Consider the following 22,314-nt stretch of genomic DNA (forward strand, 5'->3'; position numbering starts at 1 on the left):
CTGGATGGCAGCAGGCCTCCTTGAAATTTAAATATCGGAACATTACTCAAACGGATAACGGAGTCCCCATTGACCTCGGATCCGGTCGAGCAGCTTCATAATCGCCACCGACTCTTCAAGCGGAATGACCGAGCTTTCGGTCCGCCCCTCCGCCAGACATTTTGCCACTTCCTCGGCTTCAAACGCATACCCGAGCGATGTCCGGTCATCTTCAAAAATCTCTTCACTGCCGTTGACATATAACGCAGCTCTGGTCGCGTTCAAAAAGGAAGGAATGCGAATATACCCTTCCGTGCCGTAAATGCATGCTTCATTGTCCATATTCAGGCGTATGGCCCCGTTCAGCTGTGCGGTTTTGCCTGGGCCATAGGAGAGCAGGAGAGAGAACTGCTCGTCCACGCCGGTACTGCCGATCTGAGCGGTACTCAACACTTCCTCCGGTTCAGCCCCAAAGATCATTGATGCAAAAGACACGGGGTAAATCCCGGCATCCAGCAGCGCCCCGCCCCCAAGGCTCGGATTGAACAGTCTACCTTCCGGATTGACGCCGGCACGGAATCCAAAATCCGCTTTGACGAGCTGAACGTCCCCAATCCGCCCTTCATCCAGCCATTCCCTCACTTTGCGGATAACCGGAAGAAATCTTGTCCACATTCCTTCCATCAGAAAAACCTTGTTCTCCTTGGCATAAGATACAGCCTCCTCCAGTTCGCCCGCGTTCACCGTAAAAGGCTTTTCGCACAATACCGCTTTGCCCGCCTTCAAACACAGCAGGACGTTTTCCTTATGTGCAGGATGCGGCGTCGCGACATAGATCGCGTCAATGTCCGGATCGTTTGCCAGCTCTTCGTAGCTGCCGTATGCTTTCCCGATTCCATAGTCAGCGGCGAAGCGCGAAGCGCTGTCCATCGTTCTGGAGCCTACGGCCGCTGCCACCCCATTTTCCGCAAAAGCAAGATCCTTCGTAAACTGTGACGCAATCCAGCCCGTTCCCAAAATACCCCATTGGATCGTTTTCGGCATGTGATTATTCCTCCTCAAAGTTAGATTACGAATGATAGACTGTTAGTCATGGGTGATTTCATGACTTTCCAGTTTTCCGCTTGCATCGAACTGGCTATTCCTCATTTCCAAGAAGCTCCCCCAGTGAAACGGGAAATAACGGTTTGATCAGCTCGAGCACCGCTTTCGCGTACTCCTGGATTTCTTTTTGCGCATCATGCTCCAGCCGTTGAGACAGGAAGTGAGCGACGGATTGGACCGATGCCGTCCAGTACCAGCGTACATACATCCCGTAAGCGGGAAGGAACAACCGGGCCTGTTCCGCGCAAATGCCGTCCGCCAGGGCGGCTTCGTACTTGGAAATGCCCAGTTCCACATAACCCATCAGCTCTTGGGTATGCTTCACGCCAAGCTCCCAATCCACCACTCCGCCGCTGCCCTGCTTGGAGTTTTCCGGTTGGAGCCTCCACTCGCCTGCCTTGGGGATATAAAATGCAGGGTCCTCTGTTATGTATCGCCGGCTTGATTCGTTCCACGCCTCCAAGCTGTCGCCGGTTCCCTCATAATGGGCGGATCCGACCACGTATTTCCACCATTGTCTGGCCACCATTAATGGGGCATAGACCTCAAACTGAACGATGGCATGGCGAAAAGGCGACGTATGGCCTTCGCGGGCAAGGAACTTGATAAGCCGCACGTCCCGTTCGTTCAACTCCAGCGACTGCTTGGCATAAGAGACACGGGCCGCATTCACGACAGTTAAGTCCGATCCCATATGATTCACTAAACGAACATAGCCCTGATCCAGCACTTCGATGGTCGACATACCGTCCTCCTTAGTTCATTCTACAGCAGTGCGGCACTCTTCCGAGGTTATATTTTCGAAAAGAGGTCCTCTGTTCTATTTCGCCATGCGGTCAAAGAAAGCCTTCCCGGCTCCAATCCTGTCCGCCCGCCGGTCTCTATAAATGGCTCTGCCGCCGCTGGCGGTACTGCCCCGGGGAAATCCCCGTACGGTCCCGGAACAGCCTACCGAAAAAGCTCGCGCTCGGAATGCCGACCTGCTCCGCCACCTCCTGCACCGTCAGCGACGTCTGCTCCAGCAGAACCATCGCCTGGCTGATCCGCAAATGCTGCACATACTGAAGGGGCGTCATGCCCGTATACTTTTTCAGGCAGCGGGTGATGTGGTCGAACTGAAAATGCAGCGCCTCCTCAAGCTCCTCCGAGCGAAAAGGCTCATTCCAGCTGCGCTGCAGATAGCTGACCGTCTCCCGGGCGAGAGCAGCCGATCGCGAGCCCGGCCTGCGCCCCAAATCCGCCTGCAGCAGCTCCAGCAGGTCGCAGAACAGCACCTGCAGCTTCAAGGACTGCTCCACGGCAAAACCGCGATGCAACTCCACCATCCGGTCCAGCAAAGGCTGGAGCAGGTGAAAAGGAGCATCGCCGAATTTGGGCAGATACATCGTTTGCTCTGCCGGATGCTCGTCGCTGTCCTGCCCTTGAGGGAGCACCGCCGACCAGGGAATATCCTCCGCCTCCATCCGGCGCAGGGGCTCCGGGTGCCGGAAGTGCACCCAATACACCGCCGTCGGCTCCGAGCAAGCCTGAGTGCCCGAATGGGTACGTCCCGGCTCGAGCAGCAGCAGCTGGCCGTCCTGAATGACATATTCGGTATCGTCTTCCCGCATATACATGGCGCCCTTTTTGACCAGAATCAGATCGTAGGCTTCAAAGCTGCGGGTCTGATGCCGGCTTCCAGGCGCCCATACGGCGCGCCCGACGGTCAGAAGCGACGGCAGCGGCGGAATCGCCAGCTCGAGGCATTTCATGGGCTTCCTCTACCTCCTGCTCAAGTCGATATCGTGACAGATCTTCCTCATCATTAAATTCATCCTAGCATAATATGCTGATCCGGTCATTTTTCAAAAGTCGATATCGGACAGAACAAAGTCGCTATCCCGCATGGAAGCGGTACCAATTTTCCTTTACCTTAGGGGTATGTGCAAAGCCGTTTTAAATCCCTGCTTATTGAATGGAGGAACATATACCATGCGTATGCGCCAGGTTCATCTAGACTTTCATACGTCCGAAGCGATTCATCCCATCGGCACCCGCTTCAGCAAGGAACAGTTTCAGCAGGCGCTGAAGCTTGGCCATGTCGATTCGATCACCGTTTTTTCCAAATGCCATCACGGATGGGCATACCATCCCTCCGAGGCGAACGTCACGCATCCGGGACTGTCCTTCGACCTGCTCGGTGCCATGATTGATGCCGCCCACGAGATCGGGGTACGGACTCCTGTCTACCTGTCCGCCGGCCTTGACGAGCGGCTCGCCGTGCAGCATCCCGAATGGCTCATCCGCGAGCGCTTCAGCCGCGAAGGCGACCTGTTCACGCCGGGATACCACCAGCTCTGCCTGAATACGCCTTATCTGGACATTCTGCTGTCCCAGATTGAAGAGGTCGCGCAGCGCTATGATGCCGACGGCATCTTTCTGGACATCGTCGGGGTCCGGGAGTGCTACTGCGCCACCTGCGTAGCGGCCGCCCGCGAACAGGGGATCGACCCGCGGGACAAAAGCGCCATGCGCCCGCTCTGGGAGCAAACTTACGCCAATTATACCAGCCGCGTTAAAGAAACGGTGCACCGGCACAAACCGGGGCTGCCGATCTTCCATAACGGCGGCCACATCCGCCGCGGACGCCGCGACCTTGCGCACATGAACTCGCATCTCGAGCTGGAGTCGCTGCCGACCGGGGGCTGGGGCTACGACCACTTCCCGCTGTCCGCCCGCTACGCCCAGACGCTGGGCATGCCGTTCCTGGGCATGACCGGCAAGTTTCATACCACCTGGGGCGAATTCGGCGGCTATAAGCACCCGAACGCCCTGCGGTATGAAGCCGCGCTCAGCCTGGCGAACGGCGCCGCCTGCTCCATCGGGGACCAGCTGCATCCGCTGGGCGCGATGGATGAAGCCACCTACCGGCTGATCGGCGCGGCCTATGCCGAAGTCGAAGCCAAGGAAGCGTGGTGCCGTGACGCCGTCAACGTCGCCGACGTAGCGCTCCTGTCGGTGGAAGCGGCCGGCACCCATCAGGCGACCGGCGGCCACGACAGCTTCACCGGCGATCCGGACGCCGGCGCGGTGCGCATGCTGCTGGAAGGGCATATCCTATTCGACGTCGTCGACCTGGAAGCCGACTTCAGCCCGTATGCCGTCCTGATCCTGCCCGACCGGATCCGGGTCAACGATGCGATCTTGGCCAAGCTGGACAGCTTTTTGGCCGGCGGCGGGCGCATCCTCGCTACCGGCGAATCGGGCCTGAAGCCGGACGGCAGCGGATTCGCCCTCGACTTGGGCGTTCGCCACGCCGGCGTCAATCCGTTCCGTCCGGACTACTACCATCCGCAGCATCCGCTGGCGAGCCTGCAGGAATCGGCGTTTATTTTCTATTCGGAGGGGCAGAAAGTGACGCTTGCCGAGGGCGGAACCGAGCTTGGCAAGCGGGAAAATCCGTATTTTAACCGCGACGCGTTCACGTTCTGCTCCCACCAGCATACACCGAACAGCGGAGAGTACGGCGGGCCGGGCATGGTGGAGCATGCGAACGGAATTTATATCGCCTGGAACGTGTTCGAAGATTATGCTTCCAAGGGAAGCCTCGTTTTAAAGGAAACCGTCCTATACGCGTTGAACCGTCTGCTGCCGGCGAAGACGCTGCGTACGAACCTTCCCGCGCAGGGCGTAACAACGGTTCAGCATCAGCCGGACCGGAAGCGTTATGTTCATCATTCGCTGTACGCCTCGCCGGTGAAGCGCGGTCGTAACATTGAAGTGATCGAGGACCTGCTCCCGATCCGCGGTACATCCGCGGAGCTGCGGATTTCCGAGCCAGTCACCGGCGTATACCTGGCGCCGCAGATGACGCCCATCGATTTCCGGCAGCAGAACAGCCTCGTCACGTATGAGCTGCCGGAGTGGCAGTGCCACCAAATGGTCGTTCTGGAATACGGCCAGCCGGAAGGGGACTAACAGGACGGCAGCCTGTCTCTACCCGAGATACACGCCCCCATCTCACAAACACGTGCTTCTCTCAAGCGCAAGCGTACTCGCAATCACACACGCATACTCAGACATACAGGCTTACGCGTAACCCTATGCTCACGAATAAGCACAGTACAGATACGCGTAAACACATACTTACGCAAAAATACAAGCGGTGTCGAACTACATGCTTATGCTTTCGCCTAAACCCTTGCTCACTCGCAAAACAAAAAGCCCGGAGCGCTTCTCAGCTGCTCCGGGCTTTTTTAGCCTTATTTCCGGCCGAAATCCGCCTTGATCTCGCCCCATTCCTCGGTCTTCCACTTCACGATTTTGTTCTCGTACTTGTTCTCGTGCAGCCACTGCACGGCGCGGTCCGTCAGCTCCCAAATCTTCCGCGTCTTCTCGGTACGGGCCAGCGTCGTCGCCGGTTTCTTGTTGCGCACCCAGGCCAGCGCCGTCTTCGAGTCGGTGTAAATGGTCTTCTTGCTACCCTTCTGCTTCAAATACGCCAGCGCATGGACGATCGCGATAAATTCGCCCAGGTTGTTCGTTCCATTTTCAACCGGCCCGACATAGAACAGTATTTCCCCGGTCCGCGTATCGACGCCTTTGTACTCGACCGGGCCTGGATTGCCGCGCGTACCGACATCCACCGAGATGCTGTCGTAATCAATTTCTTCCATCGAAGTTGCCGACACAGACGGCTTGCCGGATTTTGCTGCCTTTGCTGCATAACCTCCGGCTGAGCCCGACGCCTTGGCTTTACCCCAGTTTTTCTTCCATCCGCCCGCATAAGCCGCTTCCGCCTCCGCGCGCGATTCGTAGGACTTGTATTTGGCGTCCGTATACCCGTTCACCTGAGCCTGGCATTCGGGCCAAGACGTATAGATTCCCGGCTTATGCCCTTCCCAGACGACGTAAAATTTTTGCTTTGCCATAACTAGCATTTGCTCCTATCTGCTTCTGCATCTTTTTACCCATCTACAGTGACGTTCTTCCAAGCAGACGGCTATTGCGCCAGACCCGTTCCTTCGAACGCCCGGATGGCTTCCTTGATTTCCTCCGGCAGCGGAGTGCTCTTCCCGCTCTTCGTTTCGATCAGCACGACCGCGCCGCGTCCGGCCGCCTTCAGTGCTCCTGAAGCGACGACGGCATACTCAATGTCTAGGGAGGAGCGTCCGATCGACGCCACCCGCACATGGAGCTGCACCGGATCGCTGCGGTACATCTGGGCGAGATATTGGCACTCGAGGTCGGCAACCACCATCACTTTCTCCTCACCGAACAAGTCGGCAAACAGCCCGAGCTGCTCGAAGTATTCGATTCTGCCCTGTTCAAAATACATAAAATAGCTGACGTTATTCACATGTCCAAGCATATCCGTCTCGCAGTAGCGCACCTTGATCGGGATTGAAAAATGAAACTTTTGCAGCCAGCCTGCAGCATCCGGCTGAATAAAGCTTTCCCTTTTCATGAAAATGTCTCCTTTACGGACCCGCTGTTCCCCTGCCTGCCGTACAAGCACATGAGATCCCCATCGGCTTGACGGCTTGGCCGGATCTGGCCCCGATTACCGGCTGTCTGATGCCCATTATAGCAAAAAATGCTTCCCCCGTTCAGCAATTATCGCGGCGACAGCCCTTTTCCCCGCGTCGTATGATTTAAGGAAATCGTCAGACGGGCCAGTGATCAGAGCATCCTAGGGACGTTATCCTCTGCCGTTTCTACGGCTCAGGTATTGACAGGATCGTGATTTGTTTTAACATGTGAAGAACAGCATGTATCCGACTGCGGATCAAGAGAGAGAGGGAACCTGATGATCATCGATATCGAGAACATTACGTGGAGAAGCGGGCAGCATACGTTAATGAAAAATGTAAGCTGGCAGGTGAAACCCGGCGAGAATTGGGCGCTGCTGGGCCTGAACGGCTCGGGCAAAACGACGCTGCTGAACATCGTCAACGGTTATATTTGGCCATCCGAGGGCTCGGTCAGCGTGCTGGGACACCGCTTCGGGGAAGTGGACCTGCGCGAGCTGCGCAAATCGATCGGCTGGGTCAGCAACTCCTTTCAGGAGCGTCTGTACGGATCGGACCGCACCCAGAACATCGTCGTCAGCGGCAAGCACGCCACGGTGGGCCTGTACGACAAAACGAGCGATGAGGACTACGACCGTGCCCGCGAGTTGATGGAAACGATGAACTGCGGCCATTTGTGGGACCGCGAATACCGCACCTGCTCACAGGGCGAGAAGCAGAAGCTGCTCATTGCCCGCGCGCTGATGGCCGAGCCACGCATACTGATTCTGGACGAGCCGTGCAACGGGCTGGATCTGTTTTCACGGGAAAAGCTGCTGGACAGCATCCGGGAGCTGACCCTGCAGCCGGACGCGCCGACGCTCATTTACGTTACACACCACACGGAGGAAATTTTGCCGGCGTTTAGCCACGTGCTGCTGATGAGACGCGGCGAGGCGGTCTGCAGCGGTCGGACCGAGGACGTGTTGACCGCGGACACGCTCAGCGACCTGTTCGAATCCCCGGTGGAGGTCGACCGTCACGGAGACCGGGTATACGTGCGCGTAGCGGAATAGGCGCTGCGACTACAAGGCGGATCGCAAAAGGAAGGCTTCGTTGATCGAAGCTCCTCCTTTTTTATGCTTGCACCCTCAAGAGCTTGTCCGGCTTCGCCCAGCATAGTTTAGCGAATAAACCTTATGACATCCGGCTCAAAGTTCCCGCTCTGTAAGCCGATATACTAGTAAGGAAATGATTTCCTGAACATTGGTTTATATTTCGAGACAAAGGGGATATTTTTGCAGCATGAAAAAATGGTTAACCGCAGTACTCATCATGTGCCTCACCTGGGTGTGCCTTGCGCCATCCGCGCCTGCTTCCGCCGCTTCGGCCGTCAAAAACGTCGTGATCGTCGATGCAAAAACCGGCTATTCTTTCCTGCCGGTCCGCTCCCTGAGCGAATTCGACGGCGTGACCACCCAGTGGAACGACGCCTCCAAGCAGCTCGACATTTTCCAGGGCAACCACCGTCTGACGCTTCACCTCGCGCAGAAGTCCGCCGATTTCGACGGCGCTAGCCTCGCTCTTGCCGCCGCCCCGTTCCGCGAGAACGGCTCGGTTTATGTACCGCTGTCGCTCATCGTCAGCAAGCTCGGCGTTGAAGCCAGTTGGCAGAAGGACGATGCAGCCGTCAAGCTGACCAGGGAAGGAGTGGTACACTACCTCCCCTACGTTACCCGAAACGTGGGACAAGCCCTGAAAAACCCGATCGTGAGCGCACGCCAAACGTATAAAGTTGGCGGCAGATCGTTTTCCGCCCAGACGGTGACGATCGACCTGCTGCATCCAAAGATTCAGCTGGATGTCGTACTCGCCGGGAATACCCCCGGCAAGGTCGAAGACCTCTCCAGCATCGCCAAGCGCAGCGGTGCAAAGGTAGCCGTCAACGGCACCTTTTTTGACGCTTATACCAGCGGCGCCTACAAGGCTCCATACGGCTATATCGTGAGCCATGGCACCGTCAAGATGCCAAGTCCCGGCGACAAGCGTTCGATCTTCGCTTATGACGCCAACCACTTGGCGCGGATCATCGCCGGTCCTGATTTTGGCCAAGCCTTTGAGCAGGGCTGGATCGAAGGCGGCCTTCAGGCCGGGCCGCGGCTGCTGGTGAACGGCAAAGTTTCGCTGAACGTGAAGAAGGAAGGCTTTAAAGATCCAAAGATTCTTACCGGTGGAGGGGCCCGCAGCGCGCTCGGCCTGACCCGGGATCACCGGCTGATCCTGCTGACCACCGGGGGAGCTACCATTCCCCAGCTGGCGGAAATCATGAAGAAGGCCGGAGCCTACCAGGCCATGAACCTGGATGGCGGGGCTTCCAGCGGTTTGTACTATAACGGCAAGTACCTGACCACTCCCGGCCGGAAAATCAGCAATGCGCTTGTCGTGAAATTTCAATAAAACGCGGGGCAGCCTGTCCTGCCTATCGAAAAAAGCCTGGAGCGAATTCATTTCGCCCAGGCTTTTCATATTCAGCAATGTTATCGATCTATGATACCGTCAATAACGGAATTATTCGGCCGTTACTGCCTTGCCCGGCTTCACGTTCGCATTCCCCGACGGGGCGTTCGCTTCCGGTGTCTGGTTGGTGGAACGAAGCGGCAGTTCTTTCAAGAAGAACACGAGGATCAGAGCCACCACAAGCACCAGCGTACCTGTAAGGAACACGGTAGATAGCGTATCACCCAGCGCGTGCCGGATGCTGTCGATCATTTGCACGAACAGTGCTCTGGCTTGCTCAGGCAGGCTCGCTTCCGTCTTTTCGACCAGTGGCTTGTTCATGAGTGTCTGCGGATTGGCGAAGGCGAGCAGGCCTTGTGCCGTCTTCGGATCCAGGGAACTGAAGTCCGGAGCGCTCGGCGACTGCAGCGCTTCTTTCAAATGTTTCGTCAAACTGTTCGACATCACCGTACCCATCACAGCGATACCGATCGTACCTCCAAGGTTACGGAACAGCTGCGTCGATGCGGTAACGACACCGAGTTCCTTATGCGACACCGCATTTTGCGTTGCCAGCGAGAAGACCGGCATCCCGAGGCCCAGGCCAATACCGAAAATGATCGTGCTGACGATCGTCATCGCGATGTTATCCATAAAGATCATCAGGCCCATGCCAATAATCATAACCGGCATCCCGATCAGGGCAAAGCGCTTGTATTTCCCGATTTTGGCGATCAATTGACCGGTAATGGCACTGGTGATGACCATACACAGCGACATCGGAAGCGTGACGTAACCCGCATAAGTCGGAGAAATAGCCAGCACGCCCTGCACGTAGAAGGAAATATAAATCATGGCTCCCATCAGGCCAAAGTTCATAATAAAGCCGATCAAGTTCGAGACCGTCACCACGCCGTTTTTAAACAAATGCAACGGGAGAATCGGTTCCTTCACCAAGGTTTCCACATAAATAAAAATGAGTGCAGATACAACGGTTGCTCCAAGGAGACTAAGAATCTGCCAAGAGCCCCACTCGTACTCGGTACCTGCCCAGGAAAAGGCGAGAAGCAGCGGAACGATCGTCGTCGTCAGGAACAAAGAACCTACGTAATCGACGCTCTGTCCGTGCTTGCGGTCCACTTTCGGAAACAGCGTCAGAATCATAATAAAAGCGACAATGCCAAGCGGCAGGAAGATCCAGAACAGCCAGTGCCAGTCGATATGATCCACCAGATAACCGCCAAGCGTCGGTCCCAGGACACTGGAGAAACCGAACACCGCCGTCATGAGGCCCATCCATTTGCCGCGTTCGCGCGGAGGGAACAAATCCCCTACCGCTGTAAAGGCCGTCGATTGGATGATACCAGCGCCAATACCCTGAATCCCGCGATAAATGATGAACTGGTACACATTATCCGAAGTACCGGTTAAGAACGCGCCTAACATGAAAAATAGGATACCGATCAGAATGAACGGCTTGCGTCCAAACATATCCGACAATTTACCGACCAGAATCGTCGCAATCGTCGAAGTTAACAAATAAATATTAATCGTCCATGTATAGTAATCCATACCATCCAGGATCGCGATAATGCGCGGCATCGCCGTGCTTGTGATCGTCTGGTTAATGGCCGCAAAAAACATCGCCGCCATAATCGCGATCATGATGGTTACTTTACGCTTCAGCGTTAAATGCTCCATGTACCTCTTTCACCTCTATGCTTCATGATGATCTATATTCAAAAGCATTAATGAGAAGATCCTTCTCAAATGCTGTACATCCTCTTCGGACAACATTTCAAAGAACACCGTAATGATTTCTTGCTGGTCCTCAACGATTTGCCCGATTGTGGACATGCCTTTCTCTGTAATGGAGGTATACACGACCCTCCGGTCGTTCTCCGCCCTTTCCCGGTTTACATAACCCGAAGCAAGGAGCTTATCCGTCAAACTCGTTATGGCGGGAGACGTCAGGCCAAGCATTTCGGCCAGTTCGGATACCTTCTGTGGGCCCCGGAGCTTCAATGCATACAATACCTGAAACTGGGGAAAAGTCAGATTATACTGCTTGGCGCTGTTTTTGTTCCATTCATGGGACATACTTTTCAGCAGCGACCGGAACATCGCGGCCACTTCAAACAATTGTTCATTTCTGGACAAACGGTTGACCTCCTTGGCGTGGTATGGATCTGTGACCATCCGCGTCGTATTGCCGCAGTTACATTAGGACACTAATTAATTATTTTTTAATAGATAAATTTTTAATCAATTAGTAACTTAATCATTAAATACTTAAGTAATATTACCCCTCCGCAGCCGGATAGTCAAGAGGCGGTTTTAGGGAGACTTGTCCTTTTTTTATAGCAGAAAAAAAGAGGTTCCCCCCTTTCTCGATTGGCTCCTATTTTTCTAAAAAGCGTCTTCTCAACAAAAAAAGCCACCCTTTGCGAGGGTGACTTTTTTGTCGATATTCGTCGTGCCTTTCAGCTGTGTATCATCGACGGATCTCGTTTCCGTTTGACAACAGAGACCGTTTCCGACTCTTTTATTCCGGCTTAGGGTAATTGTGCGTTTTCAAAAATTCAAGCGCGTTGTACACCATTACCGCTGCTTCAGACCGGGTCACTTGATCTTGGGGACGGAAGTTGCCGCTGCTGTCCAGGTCGGCAATCCCCCAGGAGAGTGCCCGCTGAATAGCCCCTTGATACTCAGGAGTCATTTTGCTGTCATCCGCGATGTCTTTAGGTACCAAATTGATCATCGGCAGGTTGCCCTTCTTTTCCACCGTCTCGATCAAATATTGTGTGAAAGCTTCACGAGTCATGCCTTGACTAGGCTCAATATCAGCCGGAAGGGCGATGCCATGGTTCGTAACCGTAAGAAAAGCTGGAGCAAACCAAGCGCCTGTCTTCACGTTTGTCAGGGCTGCGGTTTCGCTTCCCTCGGCTGCCTTCGTGACCGGCACGTCAGCCAGCAAGTTTGCCAGCAGCTGAACGCCTTCCGCGTTTGTCAGATGTGCCTGCGGCCGGAAAGCCGTTTCACTGTCGCCCTTCAGCAGCTTCTGCTGCTGGAGCGCAGCGATTTTATCGGCACCGGCGACTCCCGCCAAATCCGTAAAGCCCTCTCCTGCCGCGAACACGGACCCGCCGATCGCCAGGGATAACGCCAGGGCTGCAACACTTCCTGATACAACATGTTTCTTCTTCATCTAGCCACACCTTCTTCGGGAAAATTTGGTCTTGTCTTTCCTACAGACGCAAAGAAAATATGGAAGGTTGCACCATGGGAAAATCTTCGGATTAGTCCCGCCACAGAGGTGGATGTTGACGCGCGTCCTGATGGGGTTCCTTCAGTGTAGCCGGCACGGACGGTCGTTCCCACGCTGCGTGGGTTCTCTCCCACACAACCGCTCTAAACAAAAAAACGCCTTTCGGCGTTATGTTGTATGTATGGAGCGGGTGATGGGAATCGAACCCACGCTATCAGCTTGGAAGGCTGAAGTTCTACCATTGAACTACACCCGCAAATTCTCCGTGCAAGCCTTGAGTGCAGAAAGATCAAGACTTACACGAAGCCGTGCATGCGTATCGGGATGACACGATTCGAACATGCGACCCCCTGGTCCCAAACCAGGTGCTCTACCAAGCTGAGCTACATCCCGATATCTATTGTAAAACAGTTAAATGGCGCGCCCTAAGAGATTCGAACTCCTGACCTTTTGATTCGTAGTCAAACGCTCTATCCAGCTGAGCTAAGGGCGCATATGGAGCGGACGACGGGAATCGAACCCGCGACCCTCGCCTTGGCAAGGCGATGCTCTACCGCTGAGCCACGTCCGCATCAAACAAAGTGGTGCGCGTGGAGGGACTTGAACCCCCACGTCAAAGACGCTAGATCCTAAGTCTAGTGCGTCTGCCAATTCCGCCACACGCGCAAAACCTGTAAATAAAACTGGTGAGCCATGAAGGACTCGAACCTTCGACACCCTGATTAAAAGTCAGGTGCTCTACCAACTGAGCTAATGGCTCTCACTGGCTGGGGATATAGGATTCGAACCTATGCATGACGGAGTCAAAGTCCGTTGCCTTACCGCTTGGCTAATCCCCAACAATTAATGGGGCGATCGATGGGACTTGAACCCACGAATGCCGGAGCCACAATCCGGTGCGTTAACCCCTTCGCCACGACCGCCATAAACATGCCGGCGAGAGGACTTGAACCCCCAACCTACTGATTACAAGTCAGTTGCTCTACCAATTGAGCTACACCGGCGCATGAATATTTGAATATTTTCTAAGCGATAACCATCTATCGCGAAAGCAAATAACCATTTGGATTCCGTCTGAAGCAATTTAAAATGGCGGAACCGACGGGATACTCTCTCTTCGTTCGAGACTGCGATGCAATGCTAACGAAGTGGATGCTTCGACGAACCCGTATTTCGGATTCTCATCCCTGAAGCAATTTAAAATGGCGGAACCGACGGGATTCGAACCCGCGATCTCCTGCGTGACAGGCAGGCATGTTAGGCCTCTACACCACGGTTCCACGGCCTTTGGGATCTCCATCTTAAGGAGATAATTGCGGGGGCAGGATTTGAACCTACGACCTTCGGGTTATGAGCCCGACGAGCTACCGGACTGCTCCACCCCGCGTCATTAATAGTATTTTGTTATTGGGGCCCCCGAAAAGTATTCGGAATTAAGTACGAAGGTTTCTGTTCACTTTTTGGGGATAATGGTGGAGGCTGAGGGGATCGAACCCCCGACCCTCTGCTTGTAAGGCAGATGCTCTCCCAGCTGAGCTAAGCCTCCATAATCTTTTGAAACTTATAGGGGATTCTCATCCCTGATGCTATTAAAGAAAGTGACCCGTATGGGATTCGAACCCATGTTACCTCCGTGAAAGGGAGGTGTCTTAACCCCTTGACCAACGGGCCATATATATAAAGTCTAATTCTGTTTTCTGCAACAAAACATCCTTAGACGTTTTTTAAAAGTGGCTCCCCGAACAGGACTCGAACCTGTGACAACTCGATTAACAGTCGAGTGCTCTACCAACTGAGCTATCAGGGAACGTTGTTACAATCAACCAGTTTTGTCATATGTAGGTGACCATCAAGGCCAAAAAAAATACCACAAAAGTGGTTTTCCGCTTGGCAACGTCCTACTCTCCCAGGACCCTTCGGTCCAAGTACCATCGGCGCTGGAGGGCTTAACGGTCGTGTTCGGGATGGGTACGCGTGGAACCCCTCCGCTATCGCCACCAAACGGAGCATTGGTTAATAACCAAATGCATAATTCAGGTTTCAGCATCGCCAAATGCTGAAAGTCATGCACGCTTCTCTCACCCGCTTGGAGTGAAATCGGCAATTTTGACTCCCTGAAAACTAGATACGAAACGAATCTGCATTTTATCTTCCGTAGCTTCACCCGGTTTGTATCCCGGGGGCCCCGAAAAGTAATCGGTGTTGCTCCAACTTTTCACGTCACTTTTTGGGGTAATTTTGGATAAGCCCTCGACCGATTAGTATTGGTCAGCTCCATGCATTGCTGCACTTCCACCTCCAACCTATCTACCTCGTCGTCTACAAGGGGTCTTACATACTGGGAAATCTCATCTTGAGGGGGGCTTCACGCTTAGATGCTTTCAGCGCTTATCCCGTCCGTACGTAGCTACCCAGCCATGCTCCTGGCGGAACAACTGGTGCACCAGCGGTACGTCCATCCCGGTCCTCTCGTACTAAGGACAGCTCCTCTCAAATTTCCTACGCCCACGACAGATAGGGACCGAACTGTCTCACGACGTTCTGAACCCAGCTCGCGTACCGCTTTAATGGGCGAACAGCCCAACCCTTGGGACCTACTTCAGCCCCAGGATGCGATGAGCCGACATCGAGGTGCCAAACCTCCCCGTCGATGTGGACTCTTGGGGGAGATAAGCCTGTTATCCCCAGGGTAGCTTTTATCCGTTGAGCGATGGCCCTTCCATGCGGTACCACCGGATCACTAAGCCCGACTTTCGTCCCTGCTCGACTTGTAGGTCTCGCAGTCAAGCTCCCTTCTGCCTTTGCACTCTTCGAATGATTTCCAACCATTCTGAGGGAACCTTGGGGCGCCTCCGTTACTCTTTAGGAGGCGACCGCCCCAGTCAAACTGCCCACCTGACACTGTCCCCATACCGGATTACGGTACCAGGTTAGAACCTAGATACGATCAGGGTGGTATCCCAACGGCGCCTCCACCCAAGCTGGCGCTCAGGTTTCAAAGGCTCCCACCTATCCTGTACAGATCGTACCCAAATCCAATATCAAGCTGCAGTAAAGCTCCATGGGGTCTTTCCGTCTTGTCGCGGGTAACCTGCATCTTCACAGGTATTAAAATTTCACCGGATCTCTCGTTGAGACAGCGCCCAAGTCGTTACGCCATTCGTGCGGGTCAGAATTTACCTGACAAGGAATTTCGCTACCTTAGGACCGTTATAGTTACGGCCGCCGTTTACTGGGGCTTCGGTTCACAGCTTCGGGATTGCTCCCTAACCGCTCCCCTTAACCTTCCAGCACCGGGCAGGCGTCAGCCCGTATACTTCGCCTTGCGGCTTCGCACAGACCTGTGTTTTTGCTAAACAGTCGCTTGGGCCTTTTCACTGCGGCCCCCTCGTGCTATTCACACTACCGGGGCACCCCTTCTCCCGAAGTTACGGGGTCATTTTGCCGAGTTCCTTAACGAGAGTTCTTCCGCGCGCCTTAGAATTCTCTTCTCGCCTACCTGTGTCGGTTTGCGGTACGGGCACCTTCACCTGGTTAGAGGCTTTTCTTGGCAGTGTGAGATCATGACCTTCGGTACTGTAATTTTCCCTCCCCGTCACAGCCCAGCCTTAAAGTGTGCGGATTTGCCTACACACCAGCCTCACTGCTTGGACGAGCATCCATCAGCTCGCGTCACTACCCTCCTGCGTCACCCCATCACTCATAACGGTTTACGGTGGTACAGGAATTTCAACCTGTTGTCCTTCGATTACGCCTGTCGGCCTCACCTTAGGTCCCGACTTACCCTGAGCGGACGAGCCTTCCTCAGGAAACCTTGGGCTTTCGGCGGATCAGATTCTCACTGATCTTTTCGTTACTCATACCGGCATTCTCACTTGTATACGCTCCAGCACTCCTTACGGTATACCTTCAACGCTGTATACAACGCTCCCCTACCCCTGATGCATACGCATCAAGCCATAGCTTCGGTGGTGTGTTTAGCCCCGTTACATTTTCGGCGCAGAGTCACTCGACCAGTGAGCTATTACGCACTCTTTCAATGGTGGCTGCTTCTAAGCCAACATCCTGGTTGTCTGTGCAACTCCACATCCTTTCCCACTTAACACACACTTGGGGACCTTAGCTGATGGTCTGGGCTGTTTCCCTTTTGACAATGGATCTTAGCACTCACTGTCTGACTCCCGGTTACAAGTCTATGGCATTCGGAGTTTGACTGAGCTTGGTAACCCTTGCGGGCCCCGCACCCAATCAGTGCTCTACCTCCACGACTCTATTCACCGAGGCTAGCCCTAAAGCTATTTCGGGGAGAACCAGCTATCTCCGAGTTCGATTGGAATTTCTCCGCTACCCCCACCTCATCCCCGAATTTTTCAACATTCGTGGGTTCGGGCCTCCAGTGCGTGTTACCGCACCTTCACCCTGGACAGGGGTAGATCACACGGTTTCGGGTCTACGTCCACGTACTCATTCGCCCTATTCAGACTCGCTTTCGCTGCGGCTCCGGCTTCTCACCTTAACCTTGCACGGGAACGTAACTCGCCGGTTCATTCTACAAAAGGCACGCCATCACCCATAAACAGGGCTCTGACTTCTTGTAAGCACACGGTTTCAGGTTCTATTTCACTCCCCTTCCGGGGTGCTTTTCACCTTTCCCTCACGGTACTGTTTCACTATCGGTCGCTAGGGAGTATTTAGCCTTAGCAGATGGTCCTGCCAGATTCATACGGGGTTTCACGTGCCCCGCACTACTCGGGATCCGTCTCGGAGGGAACTGACTTTCGGCTACAGGGCTTTTACCTTCTATGCCGGGCCTTTCCAGACCTCTTCGCCTAACCAATTCCTTTGTAACTCCATGTGAGACGTCCCACAACCCCGGCCAGCAAGCTGACCGGTTTAGGCTGTTCCGCGTTCGCTCGCCGCTACTGACGGAATCACTCTTGTTTTCTCTTCCTCAGGGTACTTAGATGTTTCAGTTCCCCTGGTATGCCTCACCATAACCTATGTATTCAGTTATGAGTGACTGACTATTACATCAGCCGGGTTTCCCCATTCGGACATCCCCGGATCAAAGCTTGCTTACAGCTCCCCGAGGCAGTATCGTTGTTCGCCACGTCCTTCATCGGCTCCTAGCGCCTAGGCATCCTCCGTGTGCTCTTAGTAGCTTAACCATAATGACTCCTGTTTTGCTCGATTCGTTTTCTTGTTTTGCGCTGCGCGCAAAGCCAAAGGCACTCACCGTTCAAAACACTCGTCTGCTACTTTTTACTTCTTGGTCTTACAATGAAGACACAAGCAGCTAAAAGAATATTTCTAAAACGCAGATTCGTTTCGTTATCTAGTTTTCAAGGATCAAATTGAGAGTTTGAACTCTCAAAACTGACCAACGAGTGAGTCGTTGCTTTGCTTGCGCAAAGCGGGTACGGCGACTTGCGTCGACCGTTATTTGAATGCTTCCGTTGCAGGAAGCGATTCTCCATAGAAAGGAGGTGATCCAGCCGCACCTTCCGATACGGCTACCTTGTTACGACTTCACCCCAATCATCTACCCCACCTTCGGCGGCTGGCTCCTTGCGGTTACCTCACCGACTTCGGGTGTTGTAAACTCTCGTGGTGTGACGGGCGGTGTGTACAAGACCCGGGAACGTATTCACCGCGGCATGCTGATCCGCGATTACTAGCAATTCCGACTTCATGCAGGCGAGTTGCAGCCTGCAATCCGAACTGAGACCAGCTTTGATAGGATTGGCTCCACCTCGCGGCTTCGCTTCCCGTTGTACTGGCCATTGTAGTACGTGTGTAGCCCAGGTCATAAGGGGCATGATGATTTGACGTCATCCCCGCCTTCCTCCGGTTTGTCACCGGCAGTCATTCTAGAGTGCCCACCCAAAGTGCTGGCAACTAAAATCAAGGGTTGCGCTCGTTGCGGGACTTAACCCAACATCTCACGACACGAGCTGACGACAACCATGCACCACCTGTCTCCTCTGTCCCGAAGGAAAGGTACATCTCTGTACCGGTCAGAGGGATGTCAAGACCTGGTAAGGTTCTTCGCGTTGCTTCGAATTAAACCACATACTCCACTGCTTGTGCGGGTCCCCGTCAATTCCTTTGAGTTTCAGTCTTGCGACCGTACTCCCCAGGCGGAATGCTTAATGTGTTAACTTCGGCACCAAGGGTATCGAAACCCCTAACACCTAGCATTCATCGTTTACGGCGTGGACTACCAGGGTATCTAATCCTGTTTGCTCCCCACGCTTTCGCGCCTCAGCGTCAGTTACAGCCCAGAGAGTCGCCTTCGCCACTGGTGTTCCTCCACATATCTACGCATTTCACCGCTACACGTGGAATTCCACTCTCCTCTTCTGCACTCAAGTCACCCAGTTTCCAGTGCGAACCAAGGTTGAGCCTTGGCCTTAAACACCAGACTTAAATGACCGCCTGCGCGCGCTTTACGCCCAATAATTCCGGACAACGCTTGCCCCCTACGTATTACCGCGGCTGCTGGCACGTAGTTAGCCGGGGCTTTCTTCTCAGGTACCGTCACTCCGATAGCAGTTACTCTATCGGACGTTCTTCCCTGGCAACAGAGCTTTACGATCCGAAAACCTTCATCACTCACGCGGCGTTGCTCCGTCAGGCTTTCGCCCATTGCGGAAGATTCCCTACTGCTGCCTCCCGTAGGAGTCTGGGCCGTGTCTCAGTCCCAGTGTGGCCGTTCACCCTCTCAGGTCGGCTACGCATCGTCGCCTTGGTGAGCCGTTACCTCACCAACTAGCTAATGCGCCGCAGGCCCATCCGCAAGTGACAGATTGCTCCGTCTTTCATCATCCCCTCAGGAGAGGAAATGAGATATCCGGTATTAGCTCACGTTTCCGTGGGTTATCCCGGTCTTGCAGGCAGGTTGCCTACGTGTTACTCACCCGTCCGCCGCTAACCATCAGGAGAGCAAGCTCTCCATCAAGTCCGCTCGACTTGCATGTATTAGGCACGCCGCCAGCGTTCGTCCTGAGCCAGGATCAAACTCTCCAAGAAAGTTGGAAGAATCTGCTCACCCGAAGGGAGTAGCTTTCCAACGAAAGTTTGTAGCTCATTTTGAATCTGACGAGATTGATTTAATCTCAATCGCTCCGGTCATAAGACCATCGCGTTTATACTCACTCGTTGTTCAGTTTTCAAAGATCAAACTTCGTTTCGTTACCGCCCAGTGTTTCAGCAGCAACTCTTATAATATATCATGTTCACTTCTTAATTGCAAGCTTTTTTTAATTTTCTTTTTTGCTTGCCGGTGCCTTATCAGCGGCCGGATTTATAATGTACCACGTCAGTACTTTTTTAACAAGTTGAAAAATATCCCATTTCATGGTCGCCTTATAAGTCGCCTTATAACACGGAACTCAAAATGAGTTTATAACTAAAATGTTCTGCTGTCCACCTCTCAGCCAGCTAAATAATATATGAAGTTAGGAATTTGTTCTTTGGGTATTTCGACTTCATCATGTACCCTACTATACAAAAAGCCGCGATCGCTCGCGGCCGCGCAATACATATAAGCTGGAATCGAAGATCGCTTAGAAACCGCGCTCCCTTCTTCTAGCTACACCTGAAGCATAGGCTGCCTGAACCACGGCTTCTTTTACCTTTTCTGCTACATGGGGGTTAAAGACACTAGGGATAATATATTGCTCGTTCAGCTCATCCTCTCCGACAACGGAAGCAATGGCCTTGGCAGCAGCAATCTTCATCTCCTCCGTCACCCTGGAGGCCCGACAATCGAGCACGCCGCGGAACAATCCCGGAAAACAAAGGACGTTGTTTATTTGGTTCGGGTAATCTGATCTTCCGGTAGCGATCACCCGGACGATGCCCTCGGCTTCCTCCGGCGCAATCTCCGGGGTTGGGTTGGCCATCGCGAAGACGATCGGATCGGGAGCCATTTTGCCGATATCCCCACGACTTAGAACCCCGGGACCTGACACACCGATAAAAATGTCAGCATCCACAATCACGTCCGATAAGGTTCCCGACTCCTTGTCCGGATTCGTATGCTCGGCGTACCAACGCCAGGCGTCATGTGTGTACTCGTTCCCGCGAACGATGGCACCCTCCCGATCCACCCCCACGATCCGCGTAACGCCGGCAGCTTGAAGGATCTTGGTACAGGCGATGCCGGCAGCGCCGATGCCGCAAAGGACGATTTTGCAATCCTCAAGTCTCTTTCCGACCAATTTCACTGCATTATAAAGGCCCGCCAGCAGCACCACAGCCGTCCCATGCTGGTCGTCGTGAAACACGGGGATGTCCAGTTCCTCGATCAGCCGCCTCTCGATTTCAAAGCAGCGCGGAGACGAAATGTCCTCCAAATTGATGCCTCCAAACGCGGGAGCAATCCGTTTGATCGTCGCGATGATTTCCTCCGTATCCTGCGAGTCCAGACAGATGGGGAAGGCATCCACCCCCGCGAGCTGCTTGAACAGCATCGCTTTTCCCTCCATCACGGGCATCGCGGCGAGTGGGCCGATATTCCCGAGTCCAAGCACGGCGCTCCCGTCCGACACCACCGCAACCGTGTTGCGTTTGATGGTAAGGGTATGGGCACGGGACGGGTCCTCATGAATCGCCATACATACGCTGGCAACACCGGGTGTATAGACACGGGACAGATCATCCCGGGATTTGATGGCCATTTTCGGCGTCACTTCGATTTTGCCTCCCAGATGCATCAGGAAGGTCTGGTCGGAAACCTGCAAAACCTTCACGCCGGGCAGCTTATTCAGCACCTGGACAATTAAGTCCTTCGCCCCCGTGTCCGTAATGTTAACTGTCAGGTCCCGGATCGTCGTTACTTTACCGGTACCGCTGACATCAATAGCTACAATATCTCCTCCTGAATCCCCGATAGCCATGGCAATTCTTCCAAACGCTGCAGAGGCCTTGTCCATTTCCACCCGGACGATGATATTCGTGCTCCCTGATTTAGGCACAGCCATGCCTTCCACTCTCCTCCATCAAATTTCAACCCTAAGGCCGTGCCTGGCAAATGCCTCTTTCATCGCTGTTGTGGCCGCCGCTTCGTCAGGACCGTAAATTTCAAGCTGATACTGTTCCCGGCTCAACAGCGAAAAGCTCAAACCGAGGATGCTCTTGGCATCGATCGCCCGGCCACCGGCCTTAAGCACGATACTGGATGTAAACCGGTTAGCCGTCTGATTAATATCCACAATCGCCTTGGTCTCCAAACCACTCATGTGTTTACCTCCGTTCTTTATCTTTGTGGGGTACTTGCACCTGCATCGGTCCGGGATTGATGCAACTGACGGTAATGCTGCAGCAGTCTGCCTCCCAGGACAATCCCAACGGCGAGCACCAGTGGAATGATCGTGTGAAGCGCATGAGGCAAGGCATCCGTGATATTGGCCAGCCTCTTCTCTTTTAGAATCATTTCACCCGACGTGTACCCGAGAAGAGCAACGCCAACAATAACGATAACCGGAAAACGGCTCATTAGAGTCATCAGCAGTCTGCTGCCCCAAATAATCAACGGAATGCTGACGGCAAGTCCAAGGGCAATTAAGAGATAATTTCCCGATGCCGCTCCAGCCACGGCCACCACATTATCAAGGCTCATCACCAAGTCGGCGATCATAATCGTTTTAATGGCTTTTGCCAGGCGGGTGCTTGCTTCAAGCTTCCCCCCTTCGGCTTCACCCTGCATGAGTTTAAGCGCAATCCAGAGCAGAAGTATGCCTCCTGCCAATTGAACAAAAGGTATCTGCAGCAGCCAAACGGCGGCAATAGTCAGTACGAAGCGAAGCACAATCGCTCCGAAGCTGCCGAAGAAGACCGCCTTCTTCCTCTGTTCGGGCGGCAGATTTTTGCAGGCGAGAGCGATAACGACAGCGTTATCGCCGCTCAGCACAATATTAATGACGATAATTTTAAATAAACCTAGAAGTAACCACTCCATATCCATAAGTGCCG

14 protein-coding genes, 14 tRNA genes and 3 rRNA genes are annotated in these 22,314 nt (G+C 53.8%); 3 read left to right on the plus strand and 28 right to left on the minus strand.

Annotation, left to right across the window (positions count from 1 at the left end):
- Positions 1 to 42: 42 nt before the first annotated feature.
- The 3 genes from GCU45_RS10230 to GCU45_RS10240 all read right to left on the minus strand — a co-directional run bounded on the left by GCU45_RS10230 (position 43) and on the right by GCU45_RS10240 (position 2,834).
- A complete protein-coding gene (locus GCU45_RS10230) occupies positions 43 to 1,023 on the minus strand; it encodes a Gfo/Idh/MocA family protein (RefSeq protein ID WP_152398852.1) in 981 nt (326 codons plus the stop codon).
- A 94-nt stretch (positions 1,024 to 1,117) separates the two neighbouring features.
- The gene (gene thyX / locus GCU45_RS10235; RefSeq protein WP_152398853.1) at positions 1,118 to 1,828 is read right to left on the minus strand and encodes an FAD-dependent thymidylate synthase; all 711 of its coding nucleotides are present in this window, start codon (positions 1,826 to 1,828) and stop codon (positions 1,118 to 1,120) included.
- A gap of 136 nt (positions 1,829 to 1,964) precedes the next feature.
- The gene (locus GCU45_RS10240) at positions 1,965 to 2,834 is read right to left on the minus strand and encodes an AraC family transcriptional regulator (RefSeq protein ID WP_152398854.1); all 870 of its coding nucleotides are present in this window, start codon (positions 2,832 to 2,834) and stop codon (positions 1,965 to 1,967) included.
- A 220-nt stretch (positions 2,835 to 3,054) separates the two neighbouring features.
- Here GCU45_RS10240 and GCU45_RS10245 point away from each other — a divergent pair, with 220 nt between their 5' ends.
- Entirely contained in the window at positions 3,055 to 5,040 is a 1,986-nt protein-coding gene (locus GCU45_RS10245) for an alpha-amylase family protein (protein ID WP_152398855.1), read from the plus strand.
- A 284-nt stretch (positions 5,041 to 5,324) separates the two neighbouring features.
- On the opposite strand, the gene rnhA is transcribed toward GCU45_RS10245, so the two are convergent.
- A complete protein-coding gene (gene rnhA, locus GCU45_RS10250) occupies positions 5,325 to 5,993 on the minus strand; it encodes a ribonuclease H (RefSeq protein ID WP_152398856.1) in 669 nt (222 codons plus the stop codon).
- Between the two features lie 71 nt (positions 5,994 to 6,064).
- Positions 6,065 to 6,529: an acyl-CoA thioesterase gene (locus tag GCU45_RS10255; RefSeq protein ID WP_076177062.1), complete on the minus strand. Its 465-nt coding sequence runs from the start codon at positions 6,527 to 6,529 to the stop codon at positions 6,065 to 6,067.
- A 342-nt stretch (positions 6,530 to 6,871) separates the two neighbouring features.
- Between GCU45_RS10255 and GCU45_RS10260 the strand changes: the two genes are divergently transcribed.
- Complete coding sequence (locus GCU45_RS10260) at positions 6,872 to 7,648, plus strand: ABC transporter ATP-binding protein (protein ID WP_152398857.1); 777 nt, start codon at positions 6,872 to 6,874, stop codon at positions 7,646 to 7,648.
- Between the two features lie 229 nt (positions 7,649 to 7,877).
- The gene (locus GCU45_RS10265) at positions 7,878 to 9,029 is read left to right on the plus strand and encodes a phosphodiester glycosidase family protein (protein WP_152398858.1); all 1,152 of its coding nucleotides are present in this window, start codon (positions 7,878 to 7,880) and stop codon (positions 9,027 to 9,029) included.
- 111 nt (positions 9,030 to 9,140) lie between these two features.
- Here GCU45_RS10265 and GCU45_RS10270 read toward each other — a convergent pair whose 3' ends face one another.
- From GCU45_RS10270 to GCU45_RS10380, 23 genes are all read right to left on the minus strand, one after another.
- Positions 9,141 to 10,769, minus strand: coding sequence for an MDR family MFS transporter (locus GCU45_RS10270; RefSeq protein WP_152398859.1), 1,629 nt, complete (start codon positions 10,767 to 10,769; stop codon positions 9,141 to 9,143).
- A gap of 15 nt (positions 10,770 to 10,784) precedes the next feature.
- Positions 10,785 to 11,228, minus strand: coding sequence for a MarR family winged helix-turn-helix transcriptional regulator (locus GCU45_RS10275; protein WP_105445110.1), 444 nt, complete (start codon positions 11,226 to 11,228; stop codon positions 10,785 to 10,787).
- Positions 11,229 to 11,613: 385 nt separating this feature from the next.
- Positions 11,614 to 12,276 carry an S-layer homology domain-containing protein gene (locus GCU45_RS10280; protein ID WP_152398860.1) on the minus strand — a complete coding sequence of 221 codons (663 nt, stop codon included), beginning with the start codon at positions 12,274 to 12,276 and terminating at the stop codon, positions 11,614 to 11,616.
- Positions 12,277 to 12,518: 242 nt separating this feature from the next.
- Positions 12,519 to 12,592 (minus strand) — tRNA-Gly (locus GCU45_RS10285).
- A gap of 63 nt (positions 12,593 to 12,655) precedes the next feature.
- Positions 12,656 to 12,729, minus strand: a tRNA-Pro gene (locus GCU45_RS10290).
- Between the two features lie 23 nt (positions 12,730 to 12,752).
- Positions 12,753 to 12,829 (minus strand) — tRNA-Arg (locus GCU45_RS10295).
- A 3-nt stretch (positions 12,830 to 12,832) separates the two neighbouring features.
- Positions 12,833 to 12,907: transfer RNA gene (locus tag GCU45_RS10300), tRNA-Gly, on the minus strand.
- 11 nt (positions 12,908 to 12,918) lie between these two features.
- Positions 12,919 to 13,002 (minus strand) — tRNA-Leu (locus tag GCU45_RS10305).
- Between the two features lie 18 nt (positions 13,003 to 13,020).
- A tRNA-Lys gene (locus tag GCU45_RS10310) sits at positions 13,021 to 13,096 on the minus strand.
- A gap of 4 nt (positions 13,097 to 13,100) precedes the next feature.
- A tRNA-Gln gene (locus tag GCU45_RS10315) sits at positions 13,101 to 13,175 on the minus strand.
- Positions 13,176 to 13,183: 8 nt separating this feature from the next.
- Positions 13,184 to 13,259: transfer RNA gene (locus tag GCU45_RS10320), tRNA-His, on the minus strand.
- An 8-nt stretch (positions 13,260 to 13,267) separates the two neighbouring features.
- A tRNA-Thr gene (locus GCU45_RS10325) sits at positions 13,268 to 13,340 on the minus strand.
- A 199-nt stretch (positions 13,341 to 13,539) separates the two neighbouring features.
- Positions 13,540 to 13,616, minus strand: a tRNA-Asp gene (locus GCU45_RS10330).
- 33 nt (positions 13,617 to 13,649) lie between these two features.
- Positions 13,650 to 13,723 (minus strand) — tRNA-Met (locus tag GCU45_RS10335).
- Positions 13,724 to 13,806: 83 nt separating this feature from the next.
- Positions 13,807 to 13,882, minus strand: a tRNA-Val gene (locus tag GCU45_RS10340).
- Between the two features lie 53 nt (positions 13,883 to 13,935).
- Positions 13,936 to 14,007 (minus strand) — tRNA-Glu (locus GCU45_RS10345).
- A 60-nt stretch (positions 14,008 to 14,067) separates the two neighbouring features.
- A tRNA-Asn gene (locus tag GCU45_RS10350) sits at positions 14,068 to 14,143 on the minus strand.
- A 78-nt stretch (positions 14,144 to 14,221) separates the two neighbouring features.
- A 5S ribosomal RNA gene (gene rrf, locus GCU45_RS10355) occupies positions 14,222 to 14,338 on the minus strand.
- 236 nt (positions 14,339 to 14,574) lie between these two features.
- Positions 14,575 to 17,504 (minus strand): 23S ribosomal RNA (locus GCU45_RS10360).
- A gap of 311 nt (positions 17,505 to 17,815) precedes the next feature.
- Positions 17,816 to 19,368: ribosomal RNA gene (locus GCU45_RS10365) — 16S ribosomal RNA — on the minus strand.
- The 16S, 23S and 5S rRNA genes sit together here with 14 tRNA genes alongside, the layout of an rRNA operon.
- Before the next feature lie 536 nt (positions 19,369 to 19,904).
- Positions 19,905 to 21,323: an NAD-dependent malic enzyme gene (locus tag GCU45_RS10370; RefSeq protein WP_089548614.1), complete on the minus strand. Its 1,419-nt coding sequence runs from the start codon at positions 21,321 to 21,323 to the stop codon at positions 19,905 to 19,907.
- Between the two features lie 18 nt (positions 21,324 to 21,341).
- A complete protein-coding gene (locus GCU45_RS10375; RefSeq protein WP_145140428.1) occupies positions 21,342 to 21,581 on the minus strand; it encodes an HPr family phosphocarrier protein in 240 nt (79 codons plus the stop codon).
- Between the two features lie 17 nt (positions 21,582 to 21,598).
- The gene (locus GCU45_RS10380) at positions 21,599 to 22,300 is read right to left on the minus strand and encodes a TerC family protein (protein ID WP_152402950.1); all 702 of its coding nucleotides are present in this window, start codon (positions 22,298 to 22,300) and stop codon (positions 21,599 to 21,601) included.
- Positions 22,301 to 22,314 lie beyond the last annotated feature (14 nt).

The organism is Paenibacillus cellulositrophicus, assembly GCF_009363095.1.
Lineage (GTDB): Bacteria > Bacillota > Bacilli > Paenibacillales > Paenibacillaceae > Paenibacillus_AQ > Paenibacillus_AQ favisporus.